Genomic DNA, 11,940 nt, shown 5'->3' with positions numbered 1-11,940 from the left:
CTCTGCGCGAACTCTCGAGACCGCAGGCTGTTCCAATCCCAAGATGCGACGGAACAAGCGGGGCGGGGCGGCCGTTTGCCGCCGGGACCTCCACAGACCGACAGGGACCCGCGGACCGCTGTAGCGCAACAGAACTTGGAGCGTGCTTGTGAGCGCCTTGAAAGACATGCCTCCGGCAGAGCCGGTCGCCTCGCGCGCCTCCCGAATTGTCATCGTTGGGGCCGGCTTTGCCGGCCTTGAGGCGGCCAAGGAGCTCGGCAAGGCGGGCTTGGCGGTGGTGCTGCTCGACCGCCAAAACCACCACCTCTTCCAGCCGCTCCTTTACCAAGTGGCGACGGCCGCCCTCTCGGCCACCGACGTCGCCGAGCCGATCCGCAAGATCCTGCGCCGCTACGAGAGCGTCCAGGTGCTTCTGGGCGAAGTGACGAGCATCGACATGGCCGGCCGCGTGCTTCACTTGGCCGACGGCTCCTCGGTCTCGTTCGACTACCTGATCCTCGCCACCGGCGCCACGCACAGCTACTTCGGCCACCCGGAATGGGGCCGCATCGCACCTGGCCTGAAGACGCTGGCGGACGCGCGCAAGATACGAGCGCAATCGCTGCTTGCCTTCGAGCGCGCCGAACGCACCATTGATCCCGAGGAGCAGGCGCGGCATATGACGATTGCGATCGTCGGCGGCGGTCCGACAGGGGTCGAACTGGCCGGTTCGCTCGCCGAGCTCAGCCGCTATACCCTGGCGCGCGATTTTCGCAGCGCCAGGCCCGAGGCGGCGAGAATCATGCTCATCGAGGCGGGACCGCGCATCCTGGCGGCGTTCTCAGAGAAAATCTCCGACTATGCCAAAAGACGCCTGGAAAAGCTCGGCGTGGAGGTCTTCGTCGGTACGCGCGTCGAAAAGATCGAAAAGCGCTCGATCACCTTCGACGGCCGCACCGTCCCAGTTGGCCTGGTGCTCTGGGCGGCGGGGGTGGCCGCATCGCCTCTTGCCGCTCAGCTTGGCGCGGAAACCGACCGCACCGGACGCGTCCTCGTCGACGAGGCGATGCGGGCGAAAGGCTTGGACAAGGTCTTCGTGATGGGCGATGCGGCCCATTTCGTGGGGGTGGACGGAAAGCCGCTGCCCGGCCTTGCCCAAGTCGCCAAACAGCAGGGGCGGCATCTCGGGCGCAGTCTCGCCCGCCACTTCCGCGACGGTGCGCCGCTTGAGCCATTCATCTATCGCGGCCGCGGGAACACGGCCATTGTCGGCCGGCATGCCGCCGTCTTCGAGCAGGGCCGCACCAAGCTCACGGGCTGGATCGCATGGCTCTTCTGGGCGGTCATCCACGTCTATCTGCTTGTGGGCTTTCAGCACCGGCTAATGGTCTCGCTCCAGTGGCTCTGGCGCTACATCACCTTTGAACGCGGTGCCCGGCTTGTCACCGACGACTCTATCGAGAGCCGGCCGCCGGAGGCGGCGGCCGCTCGCGAGGCGGCGCCGACCATCGAGCGGGCCGATCAACCATAGGTTCGGCCGGCAATCGAAGCCGGGATAAGGTCAACGTCATGCGGCATCCTTCCTCCATTCCGGCTCTCTCCGCGTTCGACAGCAGCTTCGCTCTTTGGCGCGAAGGCTACACATTCGTCTCGAGCCGTTGCGAGGCGCTTGGGAGCGATGCCTTCTGCACCCGCATCATGCTGAAGGAGGTCGTTTGCATACGCGGACGAGCGGCCGCCGAGCAGTTTTATCAGCCCGGCCGCTTCACCCGGCGTAACGCGATCCCGCGCACGGCGCTGGCGCTGCTGCAGGACTGGGGAAGCGTGCAGACACTCGACGGAGAAGCGCACCGGCATCGCAAGCGGCTGTTCATGGATATGATGCATCCCGAAGTATCGCCAGCGCGGCCGCCATTTTCCGCGCCCAGTGGCAGGCGGCTGCGAGCCGTGCGCCAAAGCACGTCTCGCTGCACGACCTCTCCCGCGAAGCGCTTGCGCGCACGGCGCTTCTTTGGTGTGGGCTTCCGCTCGAGCACGTGGAGCCCGAGCGCCGGGCCAAGGAATTGGCGGCAATGATCGAGGGCGCCGGCGGATTCGGCCCCGGCCATGTCCGGGCCCGCATGCTGCGACGGCGATGCGAAAAATGGGCGGCAGAGGTGGTCCGGGCGATACGGGAGGGCAGGCTTGAGGTCAGCCGGGAGAGCCCGGCCGGGCGCATCGCCCTCTACTCCGAGATCTCCGGAAACCTCCTCCCGCCGGACCTGGCCGCCGTGGAGCTCATCAACCTTCTGCGCCCCACCGTAGCGGTCGGTCGCTTTATCGCTTTTGCCGGCCATGCGCTGCATGTTCATCGCGAAGCGGTACGCCACCTCTCCGCCGGTGCGGCGGACGCCGAGATAGAGGCCTTCATCCAGGAAGTGCGGCGCTTCTATCCCTTCTTCCCGATGATCGGCGGCCGGGTGCTTGAGGAGTTTTCCTGGTTGGGACACCAATTCTCGGTTGGCGACTGGGTGCTGCTCGACATCTACGGGACCAATCGCCACCAAGATTCCTGGCCTGATCCGGACCGGTTCGATCCAAGCCGCTTCCTGCGATGGGCGGGAGACCCATACAGCCTCATCCCGCAAGGTGGGGGGCCGTTCGAGACGGACCATCGTTGCCCTGGCGAATGGCTCACCATCGCGCTCATGGGCGAGGCAACGAGGCAGTTGCTTGCCATGGACTACACGGTGCCGGAGCAGGACCTTACCGTACCCATGGACCGGCTGCCGGCCTTGCCGCGCAGCGGATTCGTCATGGAGCTCGCGGGCCGCTCATAGCCGCGTTCATGCCTGCCTTGCGTGCCCGAGGGAACATGGAGCGGCATTCGCGGTTCGGTGGCCGGGCGCAACGCCGCGCTTTTCCACGGAGGACTTCCGATGCACCGCAAATCGCTTCTCGCAGCTGCCTCACTGGCCGTTTTGCTGGCGGGGCCTGCCTACGCGCAGGACACCAATACGAACGCGAACACCGCTACGCCGACAGAGCCCCAGACCTCTGACCAGAACGATCTGCCGGCTGGTTTCGAGGCAGCGACTGCTTCCACGCCGCAGGAATTCGCCACCATGGCGGCCATGACCGACCTGCTGGAGATCGAGTCCAGCCGGATCGCCCTGGAAAAATCCCAGAGCGAGGAGGTGCGCCAGTTCGCCCAGCACATGATCGATGACCACACCGCAACCTCACAGGCCTTGACGCAGGCGGCCCAGGCGGACGGCGTCACCAACGTGCCGCAGGCGCTTACCGGGCAGCATCAGCAAATGGTCACGCAGCTCCAAGGCCTTCCCGCCGAACAATTCGACGCCGCCTACATCCAGATGCAGGTTGGCGCGCACCAGCAGGCGGTGGCGCTTTTCCAGAGCTATTCACAGCAGGAAGGCGCCCTTGGGGACTTTGCCGAGACCACGCTGCCCAAGCTGCAGGAGCACCTGACGCATGCGCAGCAGCTTTCGCAGTAGCCACAGGAGACAGACCGAATGGCTGACATGAATGAAAGATTGAACCAGTGGCTGCGCGATGCGCACGCCATGGAGCAACAAGCCGAGCAGATGCTCGATGCGCAGTCGCGCCGGATCGAGAACTATCCCGAGCTCAAGGCGCGCATGGAGCAGCACATCGCCGAGACCCGTTCGCAGAGACAGCGGCTCGAGGCTTGCATGGAAAGGCGCGGGACCACCTGGTCCGGCATGAAGGATATGGCTGGCCAGTTCACAGCAATGATGCAGGCCGTGGGCGGCATGTTCGCCAGCGACGAAGTCATGAAGGGCGTGCTCGCAAACTATTCCTTCGAGCACTTCGAGATCGGCTCCTATCGGATCCTGGTCGCCGGGGCGCAAGCGGCCGGCGACGCGGAGACGGCGCGCGTTTGCGAGGAGATACTGCGTGAGGAGGAGACGATGGCCTCCTGGATAACGGAGAATATCCCGCAGATCACGCAAGCCTATCTCATGCGCGAGGCCACGGAATCCGACGCGGCGAAACGTTAGATTGGTCCCGGTGCGGAGATGTCCGATCCCCGCACCGCGGCGGCCAGGGACGGCTGCGATGCAGTCGCGCATCCTTCGGGATGCGCGACATGCGTCGTGAATGAGCCTGCTAGCCCCGCCGAAGTTCGCTCACATACTTTGCCGCACATCGAATGATGCGTGTCCGGAGCGTCGCCCGTTGTCCTCGCGCGCTAGCGCCTGCTTATAAACGTCTGCACCGCGTAGACCCTGCCCCCACCCGCAGCCATGCCGAAGCCGAATTCGGAGAAGCGCGGGTCGAGGATGTTGCGCCGGTGCCCGGAGCTACGGATCCACTGAGCCTGGAACGCGTCGACCTGCCCCATCCCGGCCGTGCAGGAAATGCAGCTGGCGATGTTCTCGCCGATGGCCGCCCAAAGTCCGCCCCCGGCGGCGCGGTAACGATCGGCCACATCCTGCCGTTCGGGCGAGCGGTGGTTGTAGAAGCCACGCCGCGCCATGTCCTCCGCATGGGCCTGGGCGGCGGCGTTGAGCGCAGCACTCATGCGCAGCGCCGGCACACCGCTTTGCCGGCGAGCCTGATTGGCGAGGGAGAGCGCCCGCTCGCGCGCAGCAGCGGGATTTGCGACCGGCTCGACCGGGTTGTTCTGCATCGGGCCGCTTGCGCAGGCGGCACAAATATATGCGACAAGCAGTAGGCAAGCCGCCCGGAAATTTCGAGACATGGGATGTCCTTTCGCTACGGCGGCTTGTTAGCAGGCGAATGGGGCCGATCCAGTCCCTTTCGTGCTTGTCCACACCTGGGGAGCCGGAACTTAATTCCTCCGAGCGGCATCCTCGCTGGCGATCTCGGACCAGCTGTCGCTCTGGGCGAGCATGGTGCGCAGATAGGCCATATCGGCCTGCGCCTGCTCGGGCGAAAGCTCCTGGCGAGCGATACTCTCGGCCTCCTTGAACCGGCCCTGCAGCCCCACCACGAGGGCCAGGTTTTGGCGCACACGGCTGTCTGCTCCCGGTGCCGCGACGGCCTTGGCCAGAAAACTTTCCGCGGCCTTGAGATCGCCCTGCAGTAAATGGGACATGCCGAGGTTGGAAAGCACCGACGGTTCGTCTGGCTGGAGATCCAGGGCGCGCCGGTAAAGCGCACGCGCAGCATCGGGCTGGCCCATTTGGTCGAGTACCGCGCCTTCGGCCGAAAGCAGGCGCCAATCAGGGTATTCGGGGGTCTGGGCCCGACGGATGGCATCGAGCGCCAGTTCCAGTTCGCCTGCAGCCGCGAGCGACTTGCCATAGGCCGCAAGCACGTCGCGGTCCTTCGGATGATCGATCGCCAGCTTGCGCATCACGGCGAGTGCCTGATCCGCGCGCCCGCTCATCTGCAGCACATTGGCGTAGCGCAGCGCGACACCCTTGTCCTTGGGGTCGCCGGCATAAACCTTCCCCAGACTTTGCGACGTCGCCTGCAGCTCGGCGGTAGACATGGCAGCAACGTTCTGACTTGCGCCTGTGCCGAGTGAGCCGGTGGTGATGTTGCTGACCTTGTTCCGTGCCCCTTGCGAGCAACCGGCCAAAGCTGCGGCCAGCAAAAGCACCACCGCCGTCACTGCAAACCTTCTTCCGCGCGCTGGAACCCGCATTGTCCTTCCCGCACCCCGACACTTTCCATGTGCAGAAGTAATCTGTTAACCCTAACGGAGCGTTAAACTGCCGGAAGCGAGGACAAGCCGCCGATGCCGCTCACTCTGGTCGACAGAAAGCCTGCGGGCTCGCTTCCAGTCTATCTCACTGCTGGAGCATCGCTTGAGGACACAGGCGCCGACGGGGCTGCCTGTGCCTGGGCTCGCGCGAACGGCTTCAACGGATCGGAGGGTTCGGTTCTGACCATTCCTGGTCGCGAGGGCGCGCTCGCCGGCGCGTTCTTCGGCATCGGAGCCAGCGCGGCATCGCCTCTTGCCTATGGAAAACTCGCGCGCGCTCTGCCCGCCGGCTCCTGGCACTTCGCTACATTGCCGCAAAATCCCGACCTCGCCGCCTTGGCACTTCTTCTCGGCGGCTATGCCTTCACCCGCTATGGCACGAAGCCGACGCCGGAGATCCAATTTGCCGCGCCGGATGGAGCTGATGCGGAGGAGGTTCGCCGGACGGCGGAGGGCGTGTTCCTGGCGCGCGACCTCATCAATACGCCCGCCAATGATATGGGTCCCGACGCGCTGGAGGAGGCCGCGCGAAGGCTTGCCGAAGCGCATGGCGCGGTCGTCTCGGTGATCCTCGGCGAGGATCTCCTATCGCAGAATTTTCCGATGATCCACGCGGTCGGTCGAGCGGGCGCCATCGCGCCGCGGCTCATCGACATGCGGTGGGGGCCCCAATCCGCGCCGAAAGTGACGCTGGTCGGCAAGGGCGTGTGTTTCGACACCGGCGGCCTGGACATAAAGCCGTCCAGCGGAATGCTTCTCATGAAGAAGGATATGGGCGGAGCGGCGAATGTGCTGGGGCTTGCCTCCATGATCATGGCGCAAAAGCTCCCGGTGCGGCTGCGCGCGCTCATTCCGGCTGTAGAGAATTCGATCTCGGGCAATTCCTTCCGTCCCGGCGATATCCTGCGCAGCCGGAAGGGGATCACAGTGGAGATCGGCAACACCGATGCGGAAGGCCGGCTCGTGCTCGCCGATGCGCTCGCCCTGGCCGACGAGGAAGCGCCCGACATTATGATCGACATGGCCACGTTGACCGGCGCCGCGCGCGTGGCGCTCGGGCCGGATGTCCCGCCCTTCTACACGCGCGACGATAGTTTCGCTTCCGCCGTCGCGACGGCATCGGAGAAAACCGCCGACCCTTTGTGGCGGATGCCGCTGTGGAAGCCCTACGCGGAAAAGCTGCGCTCCAAGGTGGCCGACATCAACAACGTAACGAGCGACGGCTTTGCCGGATCGATCACCGCGGCGCTCTTTCTGGAACGTTTTGTCGAGAAGGCGGCGACTTGGGCGCATTTCGACATCTTCGGGTGGAGCCCGAACGAGAAGCCCACCTGCCCGGTCGGCGGCGAGGCGCAGGCCATCCGCGCCATCGAAGCCCTGCTGCGTGACCGCTATGGCGCCGGAAAGTCTTGAAAAGGCCAGAGTCGCCGCGCAATGACACGGGCACGAAACGATTCGGTTCGTGCAATGCCCGTCATTTTACGGCCGAGCCAGGCGCTGAGGCTGTGGCAGCAGGTATGCGTTGCAGAGGTGCGCAGTGACATGCCGGACCTTACGGAGAGGCAGTTGGCTATCCTGCTCACCATCTACCTCGATCCGCCGCCGCACACAGTGCGGGGCTTGGCCGAAAAGCTGAAGGTGACGAAGCCGGTGATCACCCGCGCGCTGGACACGATGGGCGGGCTCAAGCTCGTCACCCGCCATCGCGACGAGTGCGACCGCCGCAATGTGCTGATCCGGCGCACGGTGGAGGGCGCTCTCTTCGTGGAGCGCTTCGGCGACGTCGCCGTCGCAAAAGCTGCGGAGCTTTCATTGTGAGCACTCTCGACAGCCGTCTCAACGCATTCCGAGCCGACCTCGCCGACGAGCGGCTGAAAGGCCGCGTTGATGCGGCCCGCTTCGTGGCCGGAGAGCCGACTGTCATTGCTGCGCCGGTGGCAGATGTGCACTCGGCGCCAAGTCCGATGGCAGGCATCGACACTCAGTTCCTCTATGGGGAGAGCGTGCGCGTCTTCGAGCGCAGGGAGGGCTGGGCATGGGTGCAGGGCGAGCGCGACGGCTATGTGGGGTATGTGCCGGAAGAGGCGCTGGGCGAGGATACGCACTCACCAACGCATGTAGTTTCTGCTGCGCGAAGTTTCACATATCCGAAATCAGAGCTGAAAACGCCGCCGATCATGGCCCATAGCATGGGGGCACGCGTGGCTGTTGTTGAGGAGGTGGAAAATCACGGCACGGTCTACGCCCTCCTTGGCTCCGGGGGCTCGATGATCGCGAAGCATCTGCGCCCTCTCGGCAAACCTTGCTCGGATTTTGTCTCCATTGCGGAGCGTTTCCTCCACACCCCTTATCTTTGGGGCGGCACGAGCGGCTTTGGCATCGATTGTTCGGGCCTGGTGCAACTGTCGATGTTCATGGCCGGCCGGAACGTTCCGCGTGATACCGACATGCAGGCCACCATCGGTGTCCCGGTGGAACCGGAAGCTGGTCTTCAGCGCGGCGATCTCGTCTTCTGGCGCGGCCATGTCGCCATAATGACCGATGCCGACCACATCATACATGCAAATGGCTACACGATGACCGTATGGGAAGAGCCGTTGGCCGAGGCCATGCGTCGGATCGAGCCTCTCTACGGAAGGCCGACCGGCTACCGCAGGCCCAACTGAACCACGCGCGGCGGAGCCGATCGGCGAGTTGGCTCAGCTCATCGAGCGGACCGCAATCACCGCATTCGTGCCGCCGAAGGCAAAGCTGTTGCTGATCGCGGCTCGGACCGGGCGTCGCCGCGCCTCGTTCGGGGTCACATCCAGGTCGCAGTCGGGATCCGCCTCGCGATAGCCCGCCGTCGGCGGAACCACTCCTTCCTGGATCGCATTCACGCAGGCGATGAGCTCGATGGCGCCGGACGCGCCGAGGCAGTGCCCGTGCATGGATTTGGTCGACGACACAGAAAGCGCCGAGGCGTGGCGGCCGAAAACGTGCTTGATCGCCTCCGTCTCCAGCCGGTCGTTGGCCTTCGTGCCCGTGCCGTGCGCATTCACGTAATCGATATCCTCATGGCTGAGGCCGGCATCCGCCAGGCAGGCCTGCATGGCACGGATCGGCCCCTCCAGCGTCGGTGCGACGATGTCGGAAGCATCGGCGGACATGCCGACCCCTGCAAGCTCAGCCAGGATCGGGGCGCCCCGGGCCATGGCGTGCTCATAGGTCTCCAGCACCGCCATGCCGGCGCCCTCGCCAAGAACCAGCCCCTGCCGGTCGGCCGAAAAGGGCCGGCAAGTGTCCGGCGCGAGCACGCGCAGCATCTCCCATCCCTTGAAGATGCCGTAGATCAGAGGTGCATCGGCGCCGCCGGCAAGCATGACGTCGGCCCGGCCGAGGCGGAGCTGATCGATGGCGAGCGAGATCGCATGATTCGACGACGAGCAGGCAGACGTGGCGCCAAACACAGGCCCGGTGAGACCATGCACCATGCTGACCTGCGCCGCCGCCGCCCCCGGCATGATGCGCGGCACGGTGAAGATGTTCACGCGGCTCTTGGATTCCAGGAAGACCGCGCGATACCCCTCCTCGACGGCATGCCAGCCGCAAACGCCCACCCCGACGACGGCCCCAATCCGGTGCGCATTGGAGGCGCTCACCGCGAGCCCGGCCTGGGCGATCGCCTCTCCGGCCGCCACCGCTGCCAGGAGACCATTGCGATCCATCGTCGGCAGCCGCTTGGGATCAATAGCGTGGTCGGGCAGAGCCTTGATCTCCGCTCCTATCCGGACCTTCACTTCGCGCAGATCCGCATTCTCGATCGGGCCGATCGCCACGCGGCCGTCACGCATGGCCTGCCAGATTGCGCCGGCATTGGAGCCGAGCGAGCAGATCCCGCCAAGCCCGGTTATGACGATGCGGCCGGAGGCCATCTCAGCTCTTGGCACTGACCAGCGCCCGAACTGCGTCCACAAGATCCTGGACAGTCCCGAGCTTTTCCCAAGCCTGGGCCGTGTTCATCTCAACCTCGACGCCGAATTCATCCTCCAGGTCGAAGATGAGCTCCGTAAGTTCCAACGAATGGATACCCAGCTCATCGAGCGGAGTGGAAAAGGATATCCCCGACGGATCGCCCTCGGCGCGACCCCTTATCTTCTCGAGGATGGTTTTGCCGATCGAGTCGGCCTGTTGTTCGGCTTGCACCAATATGCCCTTTAGCGTTCACGGCTTCCCATCGTTGTCGGCCTATGCCGGAAGCGCGGATAGCTCGCCTTGTTCCTTGGCTGCATATGACTTGAATTGGGGTGGGGCGGCAAGTCTTCTTATCGCTCGCCGCCGTCGACGAAAATAGTCACGCTTTCATCCTGCGCGAATTCGACCGCCACGACGTCCGGCAACAGAATCTGCCGGGAGTCTATGGCGTGGTAAAACATCGCGCTGCCTTCGATCGCATCGCGCAACGCTTCGATCTGTGGCTGGTGTTCTTCGATCGCCTTCTCGATAGCACCGGCCTCATCGCCCAGATCCGGCAGGAAGACTATCTCGAGGGTGTCGAGAGCAAAGGTCTTGCGCACGCGATCCGCGCTTTGCTGCGCGCTCTCGATGGCCGTGAGAATACGGTCGACCTGATTGTCCTTCGTGCTCTCCTCTGTCTTCACGTCCGAACCGACAATGGCGTCGATTGCCTCCTCGCTTTGCAGGCCCTGGGCAAGGAGAGGGCCCTGCGCCAACGGCGCAAGCAGGAAGGCTATCATCGCTAGAAGGAGTACGGCATTGTCGTAAGGGCCCCTGATCGCGGGGCGGAAAGCAGCGGAATACATCTTTGTTCTCCCGGCAATCACTTCAATAGCAACGCAGGCCGAAACGGCAGGGATGTGGAGGCGGTTCCACGAAGCCGATCCCGGCCGCCCAATCCCTTTCAAAGGATCATGTCTGCATTGCGACGCCGCGTTGCCACCCGGTCGGCATTGGCGAGATCGTTCATTTCCACCCAGCGCTGGGCCGCTTCCGCATCTCGGCCATGGTGGTGCCAGCGTTCAAGCAATCGGCGCTGCAGTTCTGCACGAGGAACGTCGAGATAGATGGAGTAATCGAACAGCTCTTCCAGCCCGCTCCAGGGCGGCTCGTCGAGAAGCAGATAGTTCCCCTCTACGAGCACCAGGCGCACATCGCTGCCCACCACGGCGGCAGCAGCGCGCGAGAGTTCCATCGAGCGGTCGAAAAGCGGGATCGCCACCTCTGGCTCGCAGGCACGCAAGCGCTGAAGCAAATTCTTGAAACCGGGAAAATCGAAGGTCTCGGGCGCGCCCTTCCGGTCTGAAAGCCCGCGCTCCCTCAATACGACGTCGTCATAGTGGAACCCGTCCATCGGCACGACCGCCGCCTTTTCTCCGCGTTCCTTCAGCGCCTGCGCCAACCTTTGCACCAAGGTGGACTTGCCCGACCCGGGAGGACCCGCAATCGCAACCATGAAGCGCTCGGCACCAGCCGCGCATCTGAGGAGAGCATCGACGGGAAGGGTGCCCATGCCTGCGCCGATCAGGCCTCCAGCCACTGCGGGTAATCGGAGACAAGAAGACGATATGGCTCCTCATCCTCCTCGATGCTGGAGAAGCGGGCGATGGGCTCGGCGAAGATATTGTCCGTCAGGTCATCGTTGACCGTCGATACCTCCCCGATCAGCACGTCCGAACCCTCGCCCCAGAACTCGTGCCAGACGCCCGGCATGAGCGTGACGCTCTCGCCCGGCGAGAGCCGCAGGATCCCGCCGGCATCGAACCGGCGCATGATGCCGTCGGTCGGCACGGAAACCGGCGCGCCGTAGTCGATGCTGCCATCGGGAGCCGAGGCATAGAGCTTGATGCACAGGCTGCCGCCGCCACGATTTATGATGTCCTCTGCTTTCACCACATGACGGTGCATGGGGGATATCTGGTCGCGCCGCGAGATCATGATCTTTTCCGCATAGAGCATGCCCCTGCCCTCGTTCAGGGCTGCCGCATCGCCGTTGCGCACCGTGAAGAGGAACAGCCCCTTATTGGCGAAATCGCCGACGCCGTAATCGGTGATGTCCCAGCCCAGGCGGGCATTCACCACTCCGTCGATCTCGCCGCGACGTGCTTTCATTTCGGCCGGGGTCCAGTCGGCGAAGGGCGGGAGCACATAGCCGAACGAGCGGATAAAGCCTGCGCCCTCGCGCAGAATATCGTTCACCTTCGATCTTTTCATCGCAAAGCTCCTCCTCGGAAAGCGGTCAGACGTTTCGCCACGGACGCGGC

Annotated in this window: 15 protein-coding genes; 7 read left to right on the top strand and 8 right to left on the bottom strand. The window is 64.4% G+C overall.

What is annotated here, in order from left to right; all coding sequences use genetic code 11:
• Window positions 1-148 precede the first annotated feature (148 nt).
• Complete coding sequence (locus RIN79_RS08920) at window positions 149-1,510, top strand: NAD(P)/FAD-dependent oxidoreductase (RefSeq protein ID WP_309084293.1); 1,362 nt, start codon at window positions 149-151, stop codon at window positions 1,508-1,510.
• On the opposite strand, the gene RIN79_RS08915 is transcribed toward RIN79_RS08920, so the two are convergent.
• On the bottom strand, window positions 1,501-1,866 hold the full coding sequence (locus RIN79_RS08915; RefSeq protein WP_309084292.1) for a hypothetical protein: 366 nt from the start codon (window positions 1,864-1,866) through the stop codon (window positions 1,501-1,503). The genes RIN79_RS08920 and RIN79_RS08915 overlap by 10 nt on opposite strands.
• A 185-nt stretch (window positions 1,867-2,051) precedes the next feature.
• Here RIN79_RS08915 and RIN79_RS08910 point away from each other — a divergent pair, with 185 nt between their 5' ends.
• The 3 genes from RIN79_RS08910 (at window position 2,052) to RIN79_RS08900 (ending at window position 4,004) form a co-directional block, all read left to right on the top strand.
• Window positions 2,052-2,798 (top strand): cytochrome P450, encoded by a 747-nt coding sequence (locus tag RIN79_RS08910; RefSeq protein WP_309084291.1) that lies wholly within the window; start codon window positions 2,052-2,054, stop codon window positions 2,796-2,798.
• Between the two features lie 99 nt (window positions 2,799-2,897).
• On the top strand, window positions 2,898-3,476 hold the full coding sequence (locus RIN79_RS08905; protein WP_309084290.1) for a DUF4142 domain-containing protein: 579 nt from the start codon (window positions 2,898-2,900) through the stop codon (window positions 3,474-3,476).
• A gap of 18 nt (window positions 3,477-3,494) precedes the next feature.
• Window positions 3,495-4,004, top strand: coding sequence for a ferritin-like domain-containing protein (locus RIN79_RS08900; RefSeq protein WP_309084289.1), 510 nt, complete (start codon window positions 3,495-3,497; stop codon window positions 4,002-4,004).
• Window positions 4,005-4,195: 191 nt separating this feature from the next.
• Here the strand turns inward: RIN79_RS08900 and RIN79_RS08895 are convergent, their stop codons facing one another.
• Together RIN79_RS08895 and RIN79_RS08890 are read right to left on the bottom strand one after the other, a co-directional pair.
• Window positions 4,196-4,636, bottom strand: a complete 441-nt coding sequence (locus tag RIN79_RS08895) for a CAP domain-containing protein (RefSeq protein WP_309084288.1) — start codon at window positions 4,634-4,636, stop codon at window positions 4,196-4,198.
• Window positions 4,637-4,798: 162 nt separating this feature from the next.
• Complete coding sequence (locus tag RIN79_RS08890; protein ID WP_309084287.1) at window positions 4,799-5,620, bottom strand: tetratricopeptide repeat protein; 822 nt, start codon at window positions 5,618-5,620, stop codon at window positions 4,799-4,801.
• A gap of 93 nt (window positions 5,621-5,713) precedes the next feature.
• Between RIN79_RS08890 and RIN79_RS08885 the strand changes: the two genes are divergently transcribed.
• Genes RIN79_RS08885 through RIN79_RS08875 form a run of 3 tightly spaced genes read left to right on the top strand, consistent with a single transcriptional unit; the run spans window position 5,714 to window position 8,346 of the window.
• Complete coding sequence (locus tag RIN79_RS08885) at window positions 5,714-7,093, top strand: leucyl aminopeptidase family protein (protein ID WP_309084286.1); 1,380 nt, start codon at window positions 5,714-5,716, stop codon at window positions 7,091-7,093.
• Between the two features lie 54 nt (window positions 7,094-7,147).
• The gene (locus RIN79_RS08880) at window positions 7,148-7,498 is read left to right on the top strand and encodes a MarR family transcriptional regulator (RefSeq protein ID WP_309084285.1); all 351 of its coding nucleotides are present in this window, start codon (window positions 7,148-7,150) and stop codon (window positions 7,496-7,498) included.
• Entirely contained in the window at window positions 7,495-8,346 is an 852-nt protein-coding gene (locus RIN79_RS08875; RefSeq protein WP_309084284.1) for a C40 family peptidase, read from the top strand. Before RIN79_RS08880 ends, RIN79_RS08875 begins: the two co-directional genes overlap by 4 nt.
• Before the next feature lie 33 nt (window positions 8,347-8,379).
• Here RIN79_RS08875 and RIN79_RS08870 read toward each other — a convergent pair whose 3' ends face one another.
• The 5 genes from RIN79_RS08870 to RIN79_RS08850 form a co-directional block, all read right to left on the bottom strand.
• The gene (locus RIN79_RS08870) at window positions 8,380-9,594 is read right to left on the bottom strand and encodes a beta-ketoacyl-[acyl-carrier-protein] synthase family protein (protein ID WP_309084283.1); all 1,215 of its coding nucleotides are present in this window, start codon (window positions 9,592-9,594) and stop codon (window positions 8,380-8,382) included.
• A 1-nt stretch (window position 9,595) separates the two neighbouring features.
• On the bottom strand, window positions 9,596-9,865 hold the full coding sequence (locus RIN79_RS08865; RefSeq protein ID WP_309084282.1) for an acyl carrier protein: 270 nt from the start codon (window positions 9,863-9,865) through the stop codon (window positions 9,596-9,598).
• 119 nt (window positions 9,866-9,984) lie between these two features.
• Window positions 9,985-10,584, bottom strand: a complete 600-nt coding sequence (locus RIN79_RS08860; RefSeq protein ID WP_309084281.1) for a hypothetical protein — start codon at window positions 10,582-10,584, stop codon at window positions 9,985-9,987.
• Window positions 10,581-11,189 carry a nucleoside triphosphate hydrolase gene (locus RIN79_RS08855; protein ID WP_309084280.1) on the bottom strand — a complete coding sequence of 203 codons (609 nt, stop codon included), beginning with the start codon at window positions 11,187-11,189 and terminating at the stop codon, window positions 10,581-10,583. Before RIN79_RS08855 ends, RIN79_RS08860 begins: the two co-directional genes overlap by 4 nt.
• A gap of 11 nt (window positions 11,190-11,200) precedes the next feature.
• Window positions 11,201-11,890, bottom strand: a complete 690-nt coding sequence (locus RIN79_RS08850; RefSeq protein WP_309084279.1) for a D-lyxose/D-mannose family sugar isomerase — start codon at window positions 11,888-11,890, stop codon at window positions 11,201-11,203.
• Window positions 11,891-11,940: the final 50 nt, after the last annotated feature.

This window comes from Chelativorans sp., from assembly GCF_031180965.1.
Taxonomy (GTDB): domain Bacteria; phylum Pseudomonadota; class Alphaproteobacteria; order Rhizobiales; family Rhizobiaceae; genus Chelativorans.
The sequence above is the reverse complement of the archived record's forward strand: the minus strand, read 5'-3'. Positions and strand labels throughout refer to the sequence as shown.

Coding starts and splice junctions, on each gene's coding strand:
- RIN79_RS08915 (WP_309084292.1), bottom strand. CDS start 1,866: ATGCATCATATCCATGAACAGCCGCTTGCGATGCCGGTGCGCTTCTCC.
- RIN79_RS08910 (WP_309084291.1), top strand. CDS start 2,052: ATGATCGAGGGCGCCGGCGGATTCGGCCCCGGCCATGTCCGGGCCCGC.
- RIN79_RS08905 (WP_309084290.1), top strand. CDS start 2,898: ATGCACCGCAAATCGCTTCTCGCAGCTGCCTCACTGGCCGTTTTGCTG.
- RIN79_RS08900 (WP_309084289.1), top strand. CDS start 3,495: ATGGCTGACATGAATGAAAGATTGAACCAGTGGCTGCGCGATGCGCAC.
- RIN79_RS08895 (WP_309084288.1), bottom strand. CDS start 4,636: ATGCAGAACAACCCGGTCGAGCCGGTCGCAAATCCCGCTGCTGCGCGC.
- RIN79_RS08890 (WP_309084287.1), bottom strand. CDS start 5,620: ATGCGGGTTCCAGCGCGCGGAAGAAGGTTTGCAGTGACGGCGGTGGTG.
- RIN79_RS08885 (WP_309084286.1), top strand. CDS start 5,714: ATGCCGCTCACTCTGGTCGACAGAAAGCCTGCGGGCTCGCTTCCAGTC.
- RIN79_RS08880 (WP_309084285.1), top strand. CDS start 7,148: ATGCCCGTCATTTTACGGCCGAGCCAGGCGCTGAGGCTGTGGCAGCAG.
- RIN79_RS08870 (WP_309084283.1), bottom strand. CDS start 9,594: ATGGCCTCCGGCCGCATCGTCATAACCGGGCTTGGCGGGATCTGCTCG.
- RIN79_RS08855 (WP_309084280.1), bottom strand. CDS start 11,189: ATGGGCACCCTTCCCGTCGATGCTCTCCTCAGATGCGCGGCTGGTGCC.
- RIN79_RS08850 (WP_309084279.1), bottom strand. CDS start 11,890: ATGAAAAGATCGAAGGTGAACGATATTCTGCGCGAGGGCGCAGGCTTT.